General features: G+C 38.4%; 27 protein-coding genes. 23 read left to right on the top strand and 4 right to left on the bottom strand.

The window, feature by feature from the left end:
* The first annotated feature begins 2 nt into the window (after nucleotides 1-2).
* The 7 genes from A9Q68_RS08715 (at nucleotide 3) to A9Q68_RS08750 (ending at nucleotide 7850) form a co-directional block, all read left to right on the top strand.
* Entirely contained in the window at nucleotides 3-2948 is a 2946-nt protein-coding gene (locus A9Q68_RS08715) for a glucosaminidase domain-containing protein (protein WP_071794318.1), read from the top strand.
* Nucleotides 2949-2962: 14 nt separating this feature from the next.
* Complete coding sequence (locus A9Q68_RS08720; protein WP_071794319.1) at nucleotides 2963-5338, top strand: hypothetical protein; 2376 nt, start codon at nucleotides 2963-2965, stop codon at nucleotides 5336-5338.
* Between the two features lie 11 nt (nucleotides 5339-5349).
* Nucleotides 5350-5667 (top strand): ATPase, encoded by a 318-nt coding sequence (locus A9Q68_RS08725; RefSeq protein ID WP_071794320.1) that lies wholly within the window; start codon nucleotides 5350-5352, stop codon nucleotides 5665-5667.
* Complete coding sequence (locus A9Q68_RS08730; protein ID WP_071794321.1) at nucleotides 5664-5849, top strand: hypothetical protein; 186 nt, start codon at nucleotides 5664-5666, stop codon at nucleotides 5847-5849. Before A9Q68_RS08725 ends, A9Q68_RS08730 begins: the two co-directional genes overlap by 4 nt.
* Nucleotides 5850-5855: 6 nt before the next feature.
* A complete protein-coding gene (locus A9Q68_RS10970; RefSeq protein ID WP_083426051.1) occupies nucleotides 5856-6749 on the top strand; it encodes a lytic exoenzyme target recognition domain-containing protein in 894 nt (297 codons plus the stop codon).
* Between the two features lie 236 nt (nucleotides 6750-6985).
* The gene (locus tag A9Q68_RS08745; protein WP_131814177.1) at nucleotides 6986-7447 is read left to right on the top strand and encodes a hypothetical protein; all 462 of its coding nucleotides are present in this window, start codon (nucleotides 6986-6988) and stop codon (nucleotides 7445-7447) included.
* Between the two features lies 1 nt (nucleotide 7448).
* Complete coding sequence (locus A9Q68_RS08750) at nucleotides 7449-7850, top strand: hypothetical protein (RefSeq protein WP_071794323.1); 402 nt, start codon at nucleotides 7449-7451, stop codon at nucleotides 7848-7850.
* Nucleotides 7851-7897: 47 nt separating this feature from the next.
* Here A9Q68_RS08750 and A9Q68_RS10680 read toward each other — a convergent pair whose 3' ends face one another.
* Together A9Q68_RS10680 and A9Q68_RS08755 are read right to left on the bottom strand one after the other, a co-directional pair.
* On the bottom strand, nucleotides 7898-8071 hold the full coding sequence (locus A9Q68_RS10680) for a hypothetical protein (RefSeq protein ID WP_106404009.1): 174 nt from the start codon (nucleotides 8069-8071) through the stop codon (nucleotides 7898-7900).
* A gap of 16 nt (nucleotides 8072-8087) precedes the next feature.
* Nucleotides 8088-8279: a DNA-binding protein gene (locus A9Q68_RS08755; RefSeq protein ID WP_071794324.1), complete on the bottom strand. Its 192-nt coding sequence runs from the start codon at nucleotides 8277-8279 to the stop codon at nucleotides 8088-8090.
* A 155-nt stretch (nucleotides 8280-8434) separates the two neighbouring features.
* Here A9Q68_RS08755 and comGC point away from each other — a divergent pair, with 155 nt between their 5' ends.
* The 10 genes from comGC (at nucleotide 8435) to A9Q68_RS08805 (ending at nucleotide 13854) form a co-directional block, all read left to right on the top strand.
* Nucleotides 8435-8701 carry a competence type IV pilus major pilin ComGC gene (gene comGC / locus A9Q68_RS08760; RefSeq protein ID WP_071794325.1) on the top strand — a complete coding sequence of 89 codons (267 nt, stop codon included), beginning with the start codon at nucleotides 8435-8437 and terminating at the stop codon, nucleotides 8699-8701.
* Nucleotides 8702-8756: 55 nt separating this feature from the next.
* Nucleotides 8757-9089, top strand: a complete 333-nt coding sequence (comGD, locus tag A9Q68_RS11080; protein ID WP_276204053.1) for a competence type IV pilus minor pilin ComGD — start codon at nucleotides 8757-8759, stop codon at nucleotides 9087-9089.
* A complete protein-coding gene (gene comGE, locus A9Q68_RS08770; protein WP_071794327.1) occupies nucleotides 9061-9354 on the top strand; it encodes a competence type IV pilus minor pilin ComGE in 294 nt (97 codons plus the stop codon). The genes comGD and comGE overlap by 29 nt, the downstream gene beginning before the upstream one ends.
* Entirely contained in the window at nucleotides 9344-9775 is a 432-nt protein-coding gene (comGF, locus tag A9Q68_RS08775; RefSeq protein ID WP_240494223.1) for a competence type IV pilus minor pilin ComGF, read from the top strand. The genes comGE and comGF overlap by 11 nt, the downstream gene beginning before the upstream one ends.
* Complete coding sequence (gene comGG / locus A9Q68_RS08780; protein ID WP_071794329.1) at nucleotides 9753-10184, top strand: competence type IV pilus minor pilin ComGG; 432 nt, start codon at nucleotides 9753-9755, stop codon at nucleotides 10182-10184. Before comGF ends, comGG begins: the two co-directional genes overlap by 23 nt.
* A 40-nt stretch (nucleotides 10185-10224) precedes the next feature.
* Nucleotides 10225-11181, top strand: a complete 957-nt coding sequence (locus A9Q68_RS08785) for a class I SAM-dependent methyltransferase (protein ID WP_071794330.1) — start codon at nucleotides 10225-10227, stop codon at nucleotides 11179-11181.
* A gap of 55 nt (nucleotides 11182-11236) precedes the next feature.
* Entirely contained in the window at nucleotides 11237-12430 is a 1194-nt protein-coding gene (locus A9Q68_RS08790) for an acetate kinase (protein ID WP_071794331.1), read from the top strand.
* A gap of 114 nt (nucleotides 12431-12544) precedes the next feature.
* A complete protein-coding gene (locus A9Q68_RS08795) occupies nucleotides 12545-12754 on the top strand; it encodes a helix-turn-helix transcriptional regulator (protein WP_071794332.1) in 210 nt (69 codons plus the stop codon).
* Complete coding sequence (locus tag A9Q68_RS08800) at nucleotides 12751-13203, top strand: hypothetical protein (protein WP_071794333.1); 453 nt, start codon at nucleotides 12751-12753, stop codon at nucleotides 13201-13203. Before A9Q68_RS08795 ends, A9Q68_RS08800 begins: the two co-directional genes overlap by 4 nt.
* Nucleotides 13204-13212: 9 nt before the next feature.
* On the top strand, nucleotides 13213-13854 hold the full coding sequence (locus tag A9Q68_RS08805; RefSeq protein ID WP_071794334.1) for a CPBP family intramembrane glutamic endopeptidase: 642 nt from the start codon (nucleotides 13213-13215) through the stop codon (nucleotides 13852-13854).
* A 34-nt stretch (nucleotides 13855-13888) separates the two neighbouring features.
* Here A9Q68_RS08805 and proC read toward each other — a convergent pair whose 3' ends face one another.
* Nucleotides 13889-14659, bottom strand: a complete 771-nt coding sequence (gene proC / locus A9Q68_RS08810) for a pyrroline-5-carboxylate reductase (protein WP_071794335.1) — start codon at nucleotides 14657-14659, stop codon at nucleotides 13889-13891.
* 9 nt (nucleotides 14660-14668) lie between these two features.
* Nucleotides 14669-15733, bottom strand: coding sequence for a glutamyl aminopeptidase (pepA, locus tag A9Q68_RS08815; protein WP_071794336.1), 1065 nt, complete (start codon nucleotides 15731-15733; stop codon nucleotides 14669-14671).
* 195 nt (nucleotides 15734-15928) lie between these two features.
* On the opposite strand from pepA, the gene A9Q68_RS08820 reads away from it, so the two are divergent.
* The 6 genes from A9Q68_RS08820 (at nucleotide 15929) to A9Q68_RS08845 (ending at nucleotide 20205) form a co-directional block, all read left to right on the top strand.
* Nucleotides 15929-16219 carry a DUF4651 domain-containing protein gene (locus tag A9Q68_RS08820; RefSeq protein ID WP_071794337.1) on the top strand — a complete coding sequence of 97 codons (291 nt, stop codon included), beginning with the start codon at nucleotides 15929-15931 and terminating at the stop codon, nucleotides 16217-16219.
* Nucleotides 16212-16532 (top strand): thioredoxin family protein, encoded by a 321-nt coding sequence (locus tag A9Q68_RS08825; protein ID WP_071794338.1) that lies wholly within the window; start codon nucleotides 16212-16214, stop codon nucleotides 16530-16532. Before A9Q68_RS08820 ends, A9Q68_RS08825 begins: the two co-directional genes overlap by 8 nt.
* 14 nt (nucleotides 16533-16546) lie before the next feature.
* Complete coding sequence (gene ytpR, locus A9Q68_RS08830) at nucleotides 16547-17173, top strand: YtpR family tRNA-binding protein (protein ID WP_071794339.1); 627 nt, start codon at nucleotides 16547-16549, stop codon at nucleotides 17171-17173.
* A gap of 222 nt (nucleotides 17174-17395) precedes the next feature.
* The gene (locus A9Q68_RS08835) at nucleotides 17396-17791 is read left to right on the top strand and encodes a single-stranded DNA-binding protein (protein ID WP_071794340.1); all 396 of its coding nucleotides are present in this window, start codon (nucleotides 17396-17398) and stop codon (nucleotides 17789-17791) included.
* A 480-nt stretch (nucleotides 17792-18271) separates the two neighbouring features.
* A complete protein-coding gene (locus A9Q68_RS08840) occupies nucleotides 18272-19228 on the top strand; it encodes an ABC transporter substrate-binding protein (RefSeq protein WP_071794341.1) in 957 nt (318 codons plus the stop codon).
* Between the two features lie 14 nt (nucleotides 19229-19242).
* Complete coding sequence (locus tag A9Q68_RS08845; RefSeq protein ID WP_071794342.1) at nucleotides 19243-20205, top strand: ABC transporter substrate-binding protein; 963 nt, start codon at nucleotides 19243-19245, stop codon at nucleotides 20203-20205.
* Nucleotides 20206-20211 lie beyond the last annotated feature (6 nt).

Raw genomic sequence — 20211 nt, forward strand, 5'->3', positions numbered from 1 at the left:
TATTGGATTTAATTATTCATAATGCAAAATTGCAAAAAGTGGCATATATTGACAACGAATTGCAGAACACACTTTCTTTTTATGACGATAAATGGTCACGCTATTTAGATACGGCATCATCAACATTTGAATTCACGGTCTACAAAAAGAATATCAAGACCGACACAATTAGGGAAAAGGCTTATCAGACGTTATCTGATAGGTCTTTTATTTCGTTTGTTTTTAACAAGCGAACATATCTCTTTAATGTCATGAAGATTGAAGAGACTGAGACAACTATTAGATGTTACTGCGAAAATCTAAACCTTGAGCTGCTAAATGAATTGGCAGGACCTTATAAAGCAACCACAGAAATGTCATTTATTGATTACTGTAATGTCTTTTATATTTTGGGTGGAGGAGCTATCACAATTGGTCACAATGAAATTGCTGATCGTGAACGTACCCTTGAATGGACTGGAACAGATACCAAGTTAAAACGGTTATTGTCCATCGCAAATATGTTTGACTGTGAAATCGAGTTTGAAACGGTCTTAAACGAAGACTCAAGCTTGAAATCTTTTATCATGCATATCTATAAAGAAAATGATGATAAGAACCAAGGCGTCGGACGTATTCGTGATGATGTCATTTTAAGATATGGCCATAACATTGCTGGAGTTAAAAAAACAGTTGATAAGACTGGTATTTTTAACATGATAAAGCCGACAGGCAAAGCAACAGTTGACGTTAAAGTGACGTCTGCAAACCCTAAGTATGTTGCGCCAAAGATTGGAAGTGTTACTTATTCAGGTGGTTCTCTGTCTAATGGTGGACGGACGATCAGCAAGAGTTTGGTCAATGAAATACTTAATCTCTGTGTCCAACATAAGTTATTGCCATCTGGCGTGTTTTCTCAGCTTTATCTTGAATCGTGGTGGGGTAACTCGCCAGTCGCTCGTATAGACAACAACTGGGGTGGCTTAACGTGGACTGGGTCAACAACTCGTCCAAGTGGTATTAAGGTTACGCAAGGTACAGCTAGACCTGCCAACGAGGGTGGTTATTATATGCACTTCGCAAGTGTGTCGGACTACATGAAAGACTACACTTATTTACTTGCGGAACAAGGAATCTATAAAGTTAAAGGTGCTAATAGCATTGATAGTTACACTAAAGGCTTGTTTCGTGTTGGTGGTGCAACTTATGACTATGCTGCAGCTGGATATGCTCACTACGCACCATTAATGCGTTCAATCAGAAGTGGTATTAATAGCAATTCAAATGGTGCTATGGATACTCTTGATAGCCAATTTAAAACGGCTGGAACAGTTGGGACTGCACCAGTTTCACAGATTGCTAGTAAAACCAAGTCAACGCTTGATGCATTAACTGCGAAAAAGAACACTCGTATTGGTTCAGGTCAGTGTTATGCACTGACGGCATGGTACGCCTATACAATCGGTGGGCCTTGGTTGGGCGGTGGCGTCACTCCTGGATTCAAAGGTTTAGTTGGTGCAGGAGCTGCAGCTTCACATATCGGGGAAGACTACAACTGGAAACAATTTGGTTGGCGCATGATGAGGCCTACTAAAGTTTCTGATCTAATACCTGGAGCAATTGCGAATATCAGAGCAAATGCTGGTGGTCCAGTTTATACTGGCGGTTGGGGTCATACTGTTGTTATCAAAGGATTGTCAGGCGACACATTGACCGTTTTAGAACAGAACTATGCAGGTCATCAGTATGTCGAAGAACGAACATACTCAGCAAACGCCTATTTGCGTATTCTGCAAACGCTATGTTATCCACCTGAGATTGTCCAAGGGAAACGTATCAACGGCACTGAGAGTTCTACTACAAGCACAGGTTCAACTGGTAATAACGAACCAAAGACAACTACAACCACTCAACAAAAAGAAGTCATTACTGAAATTCCTAAAGATTTGTATAGAGAGTACAAAAATGATGAAGGCGTAGTTGAGTTTTATGTAAAAAATGGTGGTGTATATGCACCTATTTCAAAAGAACTTTACCCTTCAGCCTTTTCAGGCGAGGAAACAAATGACAACTGGATTCGTCATGATATGGAGCTTCAAACGACCGATTACGAAGTGCTGATTTCAACTGCATTATCTGAACTTCGAAAAGGATGTTACCCAGCTATCTCTTATGAGGTATCAGGTTCATCAGGTGATTTGGATATTGGCGACACGGTAAAAATCGAAGACGAAGCATTCACAGATGGATTAGTTTTATTAGCTCGTGTATCGGAGCAACATATTAGTTTTACTAATCCTGACTCAAACAGTACCGTCTTTGATAATTACAAAGCGTTGCGTAATAAGTTGAGTAAGGAAATTACTGACAGATATAACGAAATTTCAGAAGGCATTAAACCTTATGAATTGCGTCTATACACAGATAATGGCTATATTTTCAGAAACGGAACTGGAACATCTACAATTACAGCGGAGCTATGGAGAGCCGGCGCCAAGTTAGATGCAACTTTCCAATTTAAGAATGGAGATGTTCTTTTGTCTAGTGATCCGCAATGTACTATTGATGCAACAACTATCACAGATACGTTGATTGTCTCAGTTGAGGCTTATGTCGGTAATGAACTTGCTGCAACAAGTCAAGTTACATTTTCAAATGTAAATGATGGGCAAGCTGGCATGACAACATGGACAGCGTGGTCTAATAGTGCTGATGGTGTAACAGATTTTAGTATCACAGACGCTAATAGACGATATGAAGGTCAATACACGGGTATTACTCAGTCGACTAATCCAGCTGATTATGCTTGGACGGATAAAGGAGCAGGACTTCTCAATGTATTCTATCCAGTTGGCTCAATTTATCAAAGCACAGATACTACAAGTCCATCCGTATTATTGGGCGGTACTTGGGAAGTCTATGACAATTCTGCTGACCCAACAGTAAACCGTTGGCGCAGAACTGCATAAAGAAAGGATAATAAATGTTTTTTGAAAATACACTAGGATTAAAACAAGAATTAGGCGGTACAAAAATTAAGCAAGGAGATACTGGTTCTATTTTGTCGTTTACTCTAATTGATGCAAATGGCGACCAAATCTCTGACCTTAATTCAAAAACCGCAACAGTTGCTTTATGCGACGATAATAATATCGTCTACACAAAAACAACTACCGTAGAAGATTCAATTGTTAAATTTAATATTGATAAGGCAGTCCAAGTTGGCATCTATTACTTAGAAATCAAGATTGACAACTATATTTTCCCTTCTGACAGAAATATTTTGATTTCAATCGAAGAAGGGGCTGTCGCTTACGATCTAAAAGATTTAGTACCCAACTACGATATCAACATGACGCTTGATAGCATTCTACAAGAGTTAAATCTTAAAGACGCAAGCATTATTGACTTACAAACAAAAATGTCATCTATCTACAATAATGCACTATCTGACCATGCGGAAATTTTAAACGCTCGTGGTGGTCAGTCGAGTTTGGATAGTCGGCTAGACGGACTAGATGCCAAAGATACCGACTTGCAAAGTCAAGTCAATACCAACAAAACGAACATTTCAAGTATTGACTCACGACTTAGCACAGTTGTTGCAAGTTCAGGAAGTGGAAAAGATTCCGAAGTTGTCGATGCTAGGACCGACGAGCAAGGAAATGTCTTTAATTCGCTCGGTGATGCAGTTAGAAATAAAGTATCAATGAAGCCAGGCAAGAACTTAATCAATCCTGCAAAAGCTAAAGTTGGATACTATGTTTATAAAGGTGATGGTGTAGAGCAAGCGGACGCAACTTATCAATATAATAAGATTTTCAGTACAGAAAACACAACTTATTATTTGGTTCCGGTATCAAATATTCACATTGCTTTCTTTAATGCATCTGGCACTTTTATTAGCGGATTAGTAGACCCATCTAGTTTTGTAACACCAGCTGGGACAAAATATTTTACAGTATCATATAAGACTAGTGTCTTAGGTCAAGTTATGTTGTCGAAATCTCCTATTACTAGCTATGAGCAGTTTGAATCAGGCATTAACGGTGGAGAAATTCTAAAAGGAACAATTTCAGGTGATAAATTGCTACCTGAACTTAAGATTAAAGTTGAAAATGCAGTATCTTATGTAGAAGGTGTCAATCTTATTAATAAAGATATAGCAGAAGTTGGCTTTTATCGTGCTTATAACACAGGTAATAAAGTTGGACAAGCCCTTTTCCAAATCAACTATATTACAGTTGTAGCAGGTGGAAATTATTATCTAAACTTTGCTTCAAACGTACATATTGCTTTCTTTAATGCATCTGGTACCTATATTAGTGGCTTGATTGCTGATACTAAAACTAATCCTATTGTTGTACCTACAAATGCAGTTCAGATGTCTGTTTCCTACGCTATTAGTCAAAAAGATGCTATTGTACTAGCTAAAACACTAGTACAAGAATATGTTTCGCATGAATTAGGTATTGATGGTACAAAAATAAACAGCAAGACCATTCAATATAGCTCACTTTCAGATGAATTGCTTGAATCTATCAAGGCAACAAAAATCATCAAAGTTGGCCCTGGTCAAACTTATACTAGCTTACTTAAAGCTATTTCAGAAAATACAGCTACAAAGAATACTTATCAATTAGTCAACTACGTTGTCGATATGAAACAGGAGTATTTAGACCATTATGGAGCTGATTTTTTCACTAACTATGTTGACTACTCAGGCAATGACTTTAATAAGCGTGGATATAACTTAAAAATCGGGGACAATTTAATTGCAGATCCAAAAAGTAAAATCGTATGGAATTATGATGCTTCAAATGTAAATGTTAATACTTGGTTTAGTCCACTTAATCTGACTATAAATAATAAGGTTGATGGATTAGATATTGATGTCGTGACAGATTATTCATGTCGTTATCTTGTGCATGATGATTTTGCTTGGGACAATAATGGTAAAAACCATGTTTCTCGTTGCCATTTCAAAGGTCGTTCTTATTTCTTCCAAATTGTCGGAGCTGGTATGTCTACAAATTCTGAATATTTATATGAAGATTGTAAATTTGAAGATAGCGGAAATCCAGTTGACCCGTCAAACACGAAAGAACAATTAGCATATACTATTCACAATAATTCTAAAGCTGGTGCTAAAAATAATGTCAAACTTAAAGATTGTTGGACTTCTCAAAATCTTAGCATACGTGCGACTCATTATGGTCAATCAACTGAAATTTCAGATTTTACAGTCACAAATTGCAAAACTAAAAGTGTATATACTAAAGCGCACACAGTTGACGGCACATCACCAAATGTTAACGTTCAATTATTTGACTGGAATAATCCGCTCTGGACAGAATAGAAAGGAAGTATATGAATATTGATATCACAGCAATTTCACAATGGTGTACTGCTCTAGTAGCGATCATTGTATTTTTAAAATACGTTTCAGCACCAATCAAAATTGTTTTAGAAAATAACAAAAGGACTATGGAATCCTTGCAAGACTCTATCGAGAAATTAGCAGACGGATTGAAAGAAAATCAATTTAATTTCAAAATGTCCGCAGAAGACCGCAAGGATTTACGCAGGGTACAAAATCAACACGAATCAAGAATCGGTATCGCTGAGGATAAACTTATCAGTCACGATGAACGATTGAACTTTTTGGAAAAGGAGAAATCAAAATGAACTTAGAAAAATGGGCAAAAGAAACGCTAATCAAAACCATCAAGACTATGGCACAAACTGGTCTAGGCTTGCTCGGTACAAGTGCATTGATCAGTGATGTCAATTGGCAAGTGTGGATGTCAGGGGTTTTAATGGCAGGCTTTGCATGTATCCTGATGAATATCAGCCAATTTAAGGAGTAGCAGCTTATGACATTAAAGATTGAAAAACAAATTAGATGGGATACGCCACAGGTTGGCGTCAGACCATATCGTCAAATCCACCCACATTCAACTGGTAACGCACGAAGTACTGCGCAGAATGAAGCTGATTACCATATGCGTAGACCTATTGAGAGTGGATTTTTTACGCACGTAGTTGGCAATGGTCGTATTATCCAAACGGCACAAGTAAATCGTGGAGCTTATGATGTAGGTGGTGGATGGAATGTTGAAACTTACGCTGGTGTAGAATTAATTGAAAGTCATAAGTCTAAAGCAGAGTTTATGGTTGACTATAAGTTGTATGTTGAGTTGCTTAGGCAATTAGCTGATGAGGCCGGACTGCCTAAAACGCTTGACGTTGGCTCAACTGGTATCATTAGTCATGCATACGCAACTGCTCACCAACCTAATAATTTTTCTGATCACGTTGACCCTTACCCTTACTTAGCTAAGTGGGGAATCAGTAAAGCTCAATTCGCTAATGACCTCGCAAAAGGTTTTGGCCAAGTAAATGTTGCTAAAGCAAAAGCTAAACCGACAGTTAAACGAGTTTACCAAGCAAACGATGTCAAATTTGTACATGGTATCTATCAAATCAAATGTGACTATTTGGTACCAGCTCAATTTACTTGGACAGAGAACGGCATTCCAGTTGCAATGGTAAACTGGGTTGATAAAAATGGCAAAAACCTGACGGACGGTAAAGACAAAGAATATAAAAAAGGTATGTACTTTACTTTCGCAGGAGATGAAGCACACATCACAGATACTGGCGAAGGTGGCGAAAACTATGGCTATTATTGGCGCAAGTTCATCTTTGGTGAATTTGGCGAAGTTTGGCTATCAGCATACGATAAAAATCATTTAGTTAATAAGTAAAAATGTGTTTTGATAGTTTTATTAAATCACAAAAAATCAACGTTAATGCCTTGACTGTACAAGGTTAATGGGTTATTATGTCTATATAAAGTTATGTATGTATATATTTATCTATATCTGATTATACATACATTCATTCAGATATAGAAATGAGCTTCTGAACACGAGTGTATATAAATAAGCAATTCATCAAGAAAACTTTGAATATGGTGTCGTTAATAACATGTGTAATTACCTTGACATCGTCAAATAGTATTGGTAGTTTTACATCAACAACTATCTTACACCTTTCAAATAATTTAATTTCAATAACTGATTTTGAATTTAACGAAAGAGGAAAATTTTCAAAATTTCTTTCTATGTTTGTTAAAGCCCAATTCTCTCTTATTGTTTTAATAGTATTGCTTAGTGTATATCAAAGCGAACTTGATAAATTGGGACTAACGCCTTATTTGATACTATTAGGGAAACTTATTTCCATTGTTATTAGCGTAGTAGGGGCAGTTGTTTTTTGGCTATTGCTTGGCAAATATGATAGCCCAGAAGATTTAAACAACCAAAGTTTGGCTAAAAAGATTATTCAGCACTCTAATGAAGAATTAGATAATGATATGATGAAACGAAAATTACATTATAAAATGAATAGAACAAACTTTATTTCGCAACAATCATATAGAAAGCCGAGAGGTAAAAAATAATATGATACTAACAGTTGTATTGATGACTTTAATGATGTGGTACACATCAATGGTTGTCCAAGGTTTTGCATATTTACGAAAAAAAGGCATCAATATGTCTATGAATTCTCATCTTGCACTACCATTCGTTATGCTGAAATTTCATTTAAATGTTTTTAAAAATAATAAACAAAAAGATAGATTTAAATATCTCTTAATTTATGTCACAAATTATAAAATTACAATCATCTTTCTAGCTGAATTAATTTTAGAAAATATAGCTATGTTTGAAGCGGTAGGTTACTCACCATATATTTCAGAAAGAAAACAAGAAGAAAAAGTAAGCATAATAGAAAAAATAAGAAAATTAATTAAATTACCAGAAACAGAAAATTCCTTTGAAGAAATTCTTTCTATGGCTTAAAAATAAGAAAATGAAGACCGTCCGTTAATAGGGCGGTCTTTTTGTGTTTAAAGTCTATTTTCGATTAATTGTTTTAATTCTAATAAGTCTTCTTTTGTAGCATTCTTGTTAATAAAACTACGAGCAGTAGAGCATTTTGATAAATAAGTTCTATGTTCTCTATTTTTTTCTGCCCATTTTTTATCATCTTTTTGCTGACTTGATAGATAATCTGTTACCATTTAACTTCCTCACAATCTATTTAATATTTTGAATTTCTTCTGCGTATTCTGTTAACTTGCTAGCGACTTTTACAGTTAAGTTTTCAATTTTTCTTTTACCAGAAATCAATCCTGACAATGTCACTTGAGCAACACCGGTATCTTTAGTAATTTTGTATTGAGTTTCATTTTTCAGTAACCAATCTATCTTGTCAGTATCAACTTTCATTTTTATCTCCTTTTTTTACCTTAATATACAATATTTGTTATATATCGTCAATAGCAATTTTTATTAAATTCCATTAAAACGGAAATTATTAAAAATTTCTATTTAAACGGAAAATAACCTATTAAAAACTAGTAAATTTAGTTACTTTTATTGAAATGTTGATTGTACTTCTGGTCATCAGCGTTCTCATGTTGCTCTTTATTCCAAATTTGAGTAAGCAAAAAGATGAAATCACGCAAAAAGGGAATGCGGCCGTGGTCAAAGTAGTTGAGAGCCAGGCGGAACTCTATGAGTTGAATAAAGGTAAATACCCAACTCTGGGTGAGCTCCTGGCAGAAAAAGATATCAATGAAAAGCAAGTCAAAGCCTACAAGGACTATTATGCAAAACATAAAGAACCAGCTCGTAAGGTCCAAGATTAGGGCTTTCACTCTCTTTGAATCACTGCTGACCTTGAGCTTAAGCTGCTTTATTGTCATGACCATGTCTGCCTCCATAAACCATATTTATCAGAGGTTAGAAACCAGTCTCTTCTTTATCAATTTTGAAAACTTTTACCGACATAGTCAGAAGTTAAGTGTGCTCAATCAGAGAGAGGCCTATTTAATTTTTTCCGATAATCGTGTGCAATGCAATGAGCGCCGTTTAGATTTGCCGGATGGGGTCAAGCTCTTATATCATGGAAAGATCCGCTTAAATCAGATGGGAGGAAATCATTCCTTAGCAAAAATTTCATTCCAGACAGATCAGGAAAAAATTCATTATCAAATTAATTTAGGAAGTGGTACATATCAAAAAACGACAGATTAAAGCTTTTATTTTATTTGAAAGTCTGCTAGCAACGGCCATTCTTGTCTTAGTCGTTAGCCTTTTTGTCACGGCCATCAACCAACAAGAAAAAGCGATTGCCCAAATGCGCCGCCGGCAGGAAGTCCTTGTTGCTGCTTTGACAGCTCTGCAGACGGGAGAAGAGCATCTCGCTATCAACGGTTATGAGATTGAGGTTACTAGGAAAGAAAAGGAAATGAGCATTAATGCAAACAATCAGGAAATATTCAAGATTAATGAAAAATAAAGTACCAGCTTTTACCTTGATAAAATCTTTACTTGCTCTCATCGTTATTACTGGAATGCTACTGGTCTATCAGGGCCTGAGTCGCTCGGTCTTCTCCCATATGGCCTATTTACGCGAGAACGACCAGGATAAGTGGCTCCTCTTTTCGCAACAGTTCCGTGCAGAATGTATGGGGGCTCATTTTCGGGAGCTTCGCAATGGACGTCTCTACATAGAAAAAGAGGGAAAAGAAGTTGCTTTTGGCTTTACAGATAAAAAAGACTTTCGCAAAGCTTCTGCCACCTGGCACGGTTATCATCCGCTCCTTTTAAATTTGGCGGATGTCAACATGGTCGAAAAGGATAAAAAAGTCACCATTAAAATCTATTGGCCCAGTGGCTTAGAAAGGACTTTTATTTATGATTTTAAAGAAAAATCTTAAGGCCGGCGTCCTTGTTTATGCCATTTTAATGTCTGCAGTCTTCATTTCTTTGGTGGAAGTTTACCTCAAGCAAGTGGCTGATTTTAAGCGGGAACACCAGGCTCAAGTGGTCAACTTGCAAGCTCAGATGATAGGTGAGTATATCAAAATGACAGCAAATAAGGGATCTGGCAGTATGGTTTTTGACCAGGGCAAGGCAGAGTATCTCCATTTGGAAGATAGCATGGATGTTTCCGTCACTTTAACAAATGGACAAGCCTTTACTTTCAACTATCCCCTAGTCGAGAAAGGGGATAAGTCGCAAGAAAGGTCCATAGACCAGTCTAAAGGTAAAAAGAAGGAGAGGAAGAAAAATGGTAAGGACTCTCAGCAGCATCAACTATCTCAAAAATCTCCCACTCCTAACTAGCTTTCTTTTCTTTTAGGGTTCTTTTTGATATGATAACAGTATGAACTTTGAAAAAATTGAAAAAGCTTTTCAGCTTATTTTAGAAAATGCTCAACTCATTGAGAATGACATTAAAACCAATATTTATGATGCTCTTATTGAACAAAATGCCTACTATCTTGGCGTAGAAGGAGCTAAAGAAGAGGTTTTTAAGAACAATATTGATTTAAGGGCCTTGCAATTGAGTCAGGAAGAATGGCGTCGTGCCTTTCAGTTTGTTTTTATTAAAGCAAGCCAAACTGAGAAATTACAGGCCAATCATCAATTTACACCGGACTCTATTGGTTTTATCCTCCTCTTTTTAATTGAAGAATTGATGCCGGCAGAGACAATTGATCTTCTTGAAATTGGAAGTGGTACAGGCAACTTAGCTCAAACACTTTTGAATAATAGCAGAAAGAAAATTGATTATTTAGGTATTGAATTGGATGACCTCTTGATTGATTTGTCCGCAAGTATTGCGGAAGTTATGAGATCATCCGCAAATTTTGTCCAAGAAGATGCAGTTCGCCCTCAAGTTTTAAAAGAGAGTGACGTTATCCTCAGTGACTTGCCGGTCGGTTATTACCCTAACGATGAGATTGCAGGGCGCTATCAAGTCGCTAGTCAAGATGGCCACACTTATGCTCACCATTTGTTAATGGAGCAGTCATTAAAATACTTAAAGAAAAACGGTTATGCAATTTTCTTGGCTCCAAGTAATCTTTTAGTGAGTGCTCAGAGTGATCTCCTCAAAAAATGGTTACAAGGTTATGCTCAAATTAAGGCAGTAATCACCTTGCCAGAGTCATTATTTGGTCACCCATCTAATGCTAAGTCTATTATTGTTTTGCAAAAAAATACAGAAAAAAATGGTGAGGCTTTTGTTTACCCACTAACTGATTTGCAGACGCCTGAAAATATTCAAAGCTTTATGGAAGAATTCAAAAAATGGAAACAAGATAATGTTTTTTCATAAAATTTTTGGTATAATTATATAGTATTACAGAAAACGATTTCAAGAGAGGTTAAAAATGTCAAAAACAATTGCAATTAATGCTGGTAGTTCAAGTCTTAAATGGCAACTTTATCAAATGCCAGAAGAAACAGTTCTAGCACAAGGAATTATCGAACGTATAGGTTTGAATGATTCTATCTCAACTGTAAAATTTGATGGCAACAAAGAAGAACAAATTACAGATATTCCTGACCATACAGAAGCTGTTAAGATTCTTTTAAATGACCTTATCCATTTTAATATCATTTCATCTTATGATGAAATTACTGGTGTTGGTCACCGTATCGTGGCTGGTGGTGAATATTTTAATGATTCAGTATTAGTTGATGAAAAAGTTGTTGAACAAGTCGAAGAACTTGCCGCACTTGCACCATTACACAATCCAGGAGCTGCTGCAGGTATTCGCGCCTTCCGTGAGATTTTACCAGATATCACTAGCGTTTGTGTTTTTGACAATGCCTACCACATGACAATGCAAAAACATACATACTTGTATCCAATTCCACAAAAATATTACAAAGAACATAAAGTTCGTAAATATGGAGCACATGGAACAAGTCACAAGTATGTAGCCCAAGAAGCTGCTAAAATGGTTGGTCGTCCCGTTGAAGAATTGAAAATCATTACTGCTCATATCGGTAACGGTGTTTCAATCACAGCTAACTACCACGGAGAATCAGTTGATACTTCTATGGGATTCACTCCACTTGCAGGTCCTATGATGGGAACTCGTTCTGGTGATATCGATCCAGCGATCATTCCTTATATCATTGAACGTGACCCAGAATTGAAAGATGCTGCTGATGCCATCAACATGCTTAACAAACAATCTGGTTTAGGTGGTGTATCAGGTATCTCTAGTGATATGCGTGATATCGAAGCTGGTCTTCAAGAAAAAAATCCAGAAGCTGTTTTAGCATATAACATGTTTATCGACCGTATTAAAAAATACATTGGTCAATACTTTGCAGTCTTAAATGGTGCTGATGTTCTTGTCTTCACAGCAGGAATGGGTGAAAATGCGCCATTAATGCGTCAAGATGTTATTGCCGGTCTTTCATGGTTCGGTATGGAACTTGACCCAGAGAAAAATGTTTTTGGTTACCGTGGTGAAATTACAACACCTGAATCAAAAGTTAAAGTCTTGGTTATCTCAACTGATGAAGAGTTATGTATCGCTCGTGACGTGGAACGTTTAAGACAAAAATAAGCCTTTAAAAGAAAAAGAAAAAATCTAATCACTTTGTGGTTAGATTTTTCTTGACAAAAAAAGTAAAGTGAACTATACTAACAATGTAAAGTTTGTTATACTTTTGGAGGAAAAATGGAAAATAGACTACAAGAGCTCCGAAAAGCAAAAAGAATTAGTCAAGCAGAGTTGGCAGAAGTCATGAGTGTTACCCGACAAACCATTATTTCATTGGAAAAGGGACGCTATAATGCTTCTTTGGAATTAGCTTTTAAATTAGCTAAGTTCTTCGATTTGTCTATCGAAGATATCTTTATTTTTGAGGAACATAGGAGAAACCAATGATTACCAGATTTATTAATTATTTAAGCAAAGAAAAAAGTTTTGAAGCTTATAGCAAATCCTATCGACTAGCTTCACTCTTTGCCATTATCTTAGCGCTTTTCTTATTTATTCTTAATTGGCAGTTCCATTTCAACTCCTATACAAAAGGATTTGTCTGGGGGATGTCCATTGCTTTGTTGGCTTTAACCATAAGGAACTACTTTGTTCTCCATAATGAAAAAAAACTCAAGGAAGCTTATATTGAGAGTAAGGACGAACGCAATCACGCTATTTTATTAGCAGCTTCGGCAACGACCTTGGTCTTGCAAATTCTGCTCATTATTCTGGTCCTCGTTCTTAATGCTTTTTTTAAGGTCGATTTTGACCTCCGCTATTTTTTAGCGGCTGATTTATACTTCATTATCTTGTCCTTTTTTGGAACGGATATACTTCTGAAACGATTCATGTAAGGGGAAAACATGGGAAATACACTATCTAAATTAAAATGGTTCTTATTGGCACTTGCGGTACTGGTTATTGAGCAAGCACCAATGCTCTTTATGAAAAAAGGGCAACCCCTTTGGCAAGTTGCACTCCTCTCACTAGTCATGCTTGGAGTGGTCATCGCTGGCTGGTGGCTAGCAAAAAAACTAGGCTTCTTTGATACGGAAAAAATTTCCGATTACGGACCTATTGTCTGGGTGGGAGTCGGTTTTGCCGGATTGACCATCAGTAAAATGATTGGTGGCATTATTCTCTTTCTTGAACATGGTGCAAAGGCTAACACAGTCAATCAAGCTGCCTTGGAAAAAGCTGGTTTACACCCCATCCTCCTCTTTATTCTAGCGGCAGTCGTAGCTCCAATGGTTGAGGAGTTAATCTTCCGAGGCCTAGTCTATGGCAAAGCATTTGGCTACAAGTCTTGGCTTGGTCTCATCCTAAGTAGTCTCCTCTTTGCCTTAATCCATATGCCATCAGACATCGGTTCTTGGATCATCTATGGTGGTATGGGCTTGGTCTTAGGGTTTGTCTACATGATGACCAACAAATTAAGCTATACCATCGCCATCCACGCTATCAACAATGGACTAGCAGTCCTCCTCATGTTATTCTTGCAATAAGAATAAGAGCTAAGAATTTTCTTAGCTCATTTTTTTACATTTTTTTAGCTTTTTCGATGGTTTTGTCAATAGCTGCGCTGACAGCGGCCGTAAGACCAGTCCGTTCAAGCTCGAGCAGGCCGGCAATGGTTGTGCCCCCCGGACTGCAAATCTTGTCAATTAAGCTGTGAGGGCTATCTTGGCCCTGTAATAATTGATTAGCACTGGCCAGAACCGTCTGACTAACAATTTCTAATGCCTTGTCCTTAGGAAGTCCATGAGCAACACCGGCTTTAGCCATGGCTTCAATAAAGAGATAGATATAGGCAGGACTAGAGCCAGCTAAGGCTGTAAAGGTATCAAAATCCTTCTCGGCAATCTCAAAGCAAGAACCGAAAGAAGCCACAATCTGCTGGCATTTTGCTTTCAAGTCAGAGCTGACTTTGTCATTATAAGTGAGTGCGGTGGTGCTTTTGAGGATTTGGGCATTCATGTTAGGCATGATGCGGATGATTGGTAAGTCAGAGCCCACTAATTCTGCCAGCTTGGCTAGGGAGACACCTGCTGCCATAGACATGACGGGTTGCTTGAAGGTCAAGGGAGCCAGCACGGTCTCATAGACTTGTGGTTTGATACCAAGAATGACTAAGTCAACATGGTCTAACAAGTCTTGATGGGACTGGGCATAGGCGACCTCTAACTTCTCAGCAATTTCCTTAGAGCGGTCCAGGTTAGAACCAGAGATAATCAGCTGGTCCTGTCCCTTTTTGAGTCCCTGAATGATAGCCGTGGCCATTTTGCCAACGCCAATAATTCCGATTTTCATAGAGGTCTCCTAATATTTTTTGATTAAATCGACTGTTGAGCGGTCTAATTTTTTAATGATGGCTTGGAGGTAAGCTTGCGCTTCAAGAAAGTCATCCATGGCATAAAGGCTTTGGTGGGAGTGAATGTAGCGAGCGCAAACGCCGATGGTTGTTGAAGGGACACCACCATTTTTCAAATGGGCTGCTCCAGCATCAGTACCACCTTTGGCACAATAATATTGGAATTTAACACCAGCTTCTTCAGCAGTTGTGAGTAAGAAATCACGCATGTCTTTTAACATGACATGGCCTGGATCGTAGAAACGAAGAAGGGTTCCACCACCGATAGCACCTTGGTTGCCATTGATGTCACCTGCTGGTGAACAGTCTACGGCAAAGAAGAGTTCTGGGTCAAATTTTGTAGTTGAGACATGGGCACCGCGTAAACCAACTTCTTCTTGCACATTGGCACCGGCAATTAATGTATTTTTAAGCTCTTGGTCTTTGATTGTTTCTAAGAGTTCTGTAACCATGAGGACACCGTAACGGTTATCCCAAGCTTTAGAGATGATGTTCTTTTTGTTGGCTGTCAAGATGGTTTCTGATTGAGGGACAATGATATCCCCAGGAGCTAAGCCATAGCTTTCAGCCTCAGCCTTATCTGCAAAACCAGCATCAAAAGTAATATCTGAAATGCTTGGTAGGCCGGCATTGCCACCACCACGTAGGAAGTGAGGAGGAACAGAACCTGAAACCACTGGAACAGCTTTGCCTTCACGGGTATAAAGAGTGAAGCGCTGTGAGCTGACAACCAGTGGATTCCAACCACCAATTTCAACAACACCAAGCGTCCCGTTGTCATTAATATGGCTGACCATGAAACCAACTTCGTCCATATGGGCTGCCACTAAAATACGGGGAGCGTCATCAGCTTTGCTGTCTTTAATCCCAAAAATACCACCAAGACCATCGGTTTCTACGCGGTCAACGAGGGGTGTCATTTTTTGGCGAAGGAAGTTGCGGACATTGTGCTCATAACCTGCAATACCATCTAATTCAGTAACTTCTTTAATTTTTGCAAATAAATCTGACATTTAGTTCTCCATTCTCTTTTTTGCTTTTGCAACCTACTTTCTAGCTTGCAAGTAAGCCTATGAAAGCTTTAACTATCCCTTTTATTCTACCACTTTTAGCTGACCTTGGCTATTTGTCTTCTTCTCATGCTCATAGACGGAATTCCTAGGAATAGCGCTAGCCTATTTCCCCAAAATTATGATAAAATGAAGAGTATGAAAAATAATAGAATGAAGAGTCTTACCGGTCTAGTTGGCATTTCGGCGCTAGCTGTTCTAGGTTTGGTGATTAAAGACAAATATGATGAGTATCAAAAGGAAAAAATGACGGCTGATTTGCGTCAGTTTTTCGCTGAAATAGGTGAGATTGCTGTGGTCTATTTTGATCAGACGGTATCTGAGAAAGGCAGTCACAGTGGGGGTGTCGTCCTTTCTGATGGTCGAGAATACAGCTTTACTTACCGCAAAGGCGATATCGTTTATCAGGAGGAGCAAGCTCATGATTAGTCCAAATACTTATGAAGAACTGGCCCAATTGATTGAAGCAGAGGAGAAAGTCCTTCTCTTTTTTACCGCGGATTGGTGTCCAGATTGCCAGTTTATCTATCCCGTCATGCCTGAACTTGAGGCTGAAAATCCTCAATTCACTTTCGTCCGTGTCAATCGGGATGATTTTATGGAAGTGGCTCAAGAATGGAATGTCTTTGGCATCCCTAGTTTTATTGTCCTTGAGAAGGGGCAAGAAGTTGGCCGTTTTGTCAGCAAACTCCGCAAAACCAAGGCTGAGATCAATCAATTTTTAACAGACTATAGCAAATAGAAAAGGAAGTATCGATGATTTTCGCATATAATAAAGAACAAGTTGGCGACGTTTTGATGGTCATTCTTGAAGACACAAAAGCCATCAAACGTGAAGTTGAACGCAAAGGTAAAGTGGCGCGTGTTTATGCCTTAGAAGATGGCAGAACCTTGGCTTGGAACATTTTTGAGGCTTCTTCCCTTTTGGAAATAAAAGGCAATGGCCAGGTCTTCCTATCAGAAGCAGACATTGAGATCCTCAATGCAGAACTAGCCAAAGAAGGCTTCGCTGAAAAGTTCGAAGCTAGTCAAGGACCAGTCTTTGTCGTGGGAGAAATCACTGAGATGGTAGCCCATCCAGATAGCGACCACCTCAACATCTGCCAAGTAGCTATCGGACAAGACAAAAAAGTCCAAATCGTTGCTGGCGCTCCAAACGCAGCCTTGGGCTTGAAAACCATCGTCGCCCTGCCAGGTGCCATGATGCCAAGTGGCAGTCTTATTTTCCCAGGTAAACTGCGAGGACAAGATTCCTATGGTATGATGTGCTCACCCCGTGAATTAGCTCTGCCAAATGCACCGCAAAAACGTGGCATCATTGAGTTAGATGAGACTGCAGTAGTAGGGGAAGCTTTTGATCCAGCTAAACACTGGAAGGCTTAATCAATAAAGTATAAACAAGTCCCTGTTCTCCAGAGCAGGGGCTTTTCTGCTGAAAAAGGAAAAATTTTCTTAATATTAAAAGCTCGATGATGCAAGAAGTCTATAGAAAGATTACTAAAAATGAAAGTCCTACAGACTAACATACAAAAAAACTTTAAAAAATGACTATCAGACACCATTTTCAGGAAATTTTTTCGAATTATTTATTAGGAGGAAAAACATATGTATAATCGTGTAATAATGATTGGTCGTTTAGTGGCCGATCCTGAATTGATAACAACCCCTAAAGATAAGCATGTTTGTCGGGTTTCGATTGCAGTCAATCGTCGTTTTAAAAATGCGGATGGTGAACGACAGGTTGATTTTGTCAACTTGGTCCTTTGGGGAAAATTAGCTGAGAGCTTAGCTTCTTATGGTAGTAAGGGAAGTTTGATGTCCTTGGATGGTGAATTAAGGACGCGTAAGTATGAAAAAGAAGGAAAAATTTCTTACATGACCGAGGTACTTTGCCAATCTTTTCAGCTATTAGAAAGTCGAGCCCAAAGAGCCTTACGTGAAAATAATATGACCGATGATTTAGATGATTTAGTCCTTGATCAAGCTCAATTGCCATTCTAATGTTAAAATAATTTAAAATATTTTTTTCTAGTCCTGAAACTTTCCCAGAAAGTCTTTACTTTCGGGCTTTGAGATGGGTTTAATTGTTAGAAAATTTGCACAAAATTAGCTCAAAAATAAAGATTAAGAAAAGTTATGCCTTGACAGTCTCAAAAAATTGCCTTATAATTTAAAAAAATTAAAGGAAAAGAAAGAGGAGGTCACTGGTATGGTTCCAAGTAAGACAACTCAAACGATTAACAACCGTTATTACTTTAGCTTCTTTAGATAGTGTTTGTAGACATGGTACTCATGGATACAAACACGTTACAACGTCAGTTTGTATCTATGGGGCTAAAGGCTATTTGAGTTGTATGTCCACATAGATAAAAATATCTAAGTGGGCACCATATCAGTGTATCTTCTTATACCTATGTATTTGTATAAGACCATTTAGATATTTCTAAATGGTCTTATTTTTATACCCAGAAAGAGGAAATCATGAAAAAATTATCTCGATTTACGATTATTGCCCTAGTTTTACTGACTTTGACAGCCTGCCGACAAGATAAGGTTGCTCAAAAAGATCATTACAAAATTGGTATTGTTCAGTATGCCGAACACCCAGCTTTAGATGCTGCTAATAAAGGCTTTATCAAAGCCTTAGCAGAAGCCGGTTACAAAGAAGGCAAGAACTTACAGGTGACAGAAAAAAATGCCCAAGGGGAACAAGCCAACTTGCAAACCATGGTTGAACAATTGGCTGGTAAGAACGACCTCAACTTTGCCATTGCCACACCGGCAGCACAAGCCATGGTCAATGCCGATCAAGAGACGCCAACTATTTTCACGGCTGTCACCGACCCAGTCTCAGCAGGCTTGGTCAAATCCCTAAACAAGCCGGGAGGTTCAGCAACTGGTTCCATTGATGCCGGTGACGTTAAACAACAAATTGACTTACTAAGTAAGGTCTTACCAAAAGCTAAAACGGTTGGTATCTTTTATAACTCCAGTGAGGTTAACTCTCAAACCCAGGCCAAGCAAGCCCAAAAGGCTCTAGCTAAAAAGGGTATCAAGGTGATTGTCAAAACAGTTACTAGCAGTAACGATGTCCAACAGGTCATGACTAGCCTTGCTGGCCAAGTTGACGCGGTTTACCTGCCAACAGATAACACCGTAGCTTCAACAGCCTCAACCATTGGACAGGTCTTAAAAGATGCTAAGGTACCAGCCCTCGGCAGTGATGCAGCCTACCTTGACGCAGTCCTGCTAACATCCGGAGTTGACTACCAAGCCATAGGCCATGCGGCAGGACAAGAAGCCGTCAAAGTCCTCAAAGGGGAAAAGATTTCAGACATTCCCGTTGCTAAGCCTCAAAAAGCCGAAATCAAAATCAATGAAGACATGGCCAAAGCCATCGGAATAGATTCAGCCCAACTTAAAGCAGCCATCAAATAAAGTGAGGAAAAAACATGAAAAAAATAGCCAGTTATTTAGCCATCGCCCTAGCCAGTTTAAGTTTAATAGCCTGTCGTTCCACGACTGGCAATAGCCAAGCACCAAAGGAAAAAGTAACAGTTGGAATTCTCCAGTACATGGAACATGATTCTCTAACTGCAGCTCGTAAAGGTTTTGAAGCTGAGCTCAAGAAAGAAGGATATATTTCGGGGAAAAACTTGACCCTTGATTATCAAAATGCCCAAGGTGACCAGTCTAATCTCCAGACCATTTCAGAACAGCTGGTTAAGAAAAGTGATTTAATCTTAGCCATTGCCACACCTGCAGCTCAGTCCTTAGCCACAGTGTCAACAGATAAACCAGTGGTTTTCACAGCCGTTACTGATCCCATGTCAGCTGACTTGGTTCAAAGCCTAAAAAAACCCGGCGGTCTGATAACAGGTACCAGCGACCGGGCATCAATCAATAAGCAGGTAGACCTCTTAAAACAAGCTTTACCAAAGGCTAAAGAAATCGGCATTCTTTACACTTCAAGTGAACGGAATTCCGAGGTCCAGGTCAAAGAAGCTGAAAAATACCTCAAAAAAGCTGGATACAAGGTAGTTAAGAAAGGAATTTCATCAACCAATGATGTTCAAGATGCCACTAATAGTTTGATGAAGACAGCAGATGCCCTCTTTGTTCCGACTGATAACACAGTTGCTTCAACCATGACCATGATTGGTGAGCTATCAGTAGAACATCAAGTTCCAGTGATTGGTGGTTCGACTGATATGGTCGATGCCGGAGGTCTCTTAACTTATGGCACAAACTACAAGGAACTTGGCAAACAAGTGGCTAAGCAAGCCGTTAAAATTCTTAAAGGTCAAGACCCAGCTAAAACCCCTGTAGAGTCACCAAAAAAATTAGAGCTTCACATTAACAAGGATTTGGCTAAAAAATTAGGCATTGATGTTTCACATCTCTCAGTAAAATAAGCATTT

Source organism: Streptococcus bovimastitidis (assembly GCF_001885095.1).
Classification (GTDB): Bacteria; Bacillota; Bacilli; order Lactobacillales; family Streptococcaceae; genus Streptococcus; species Streptococcus bovimastitidis.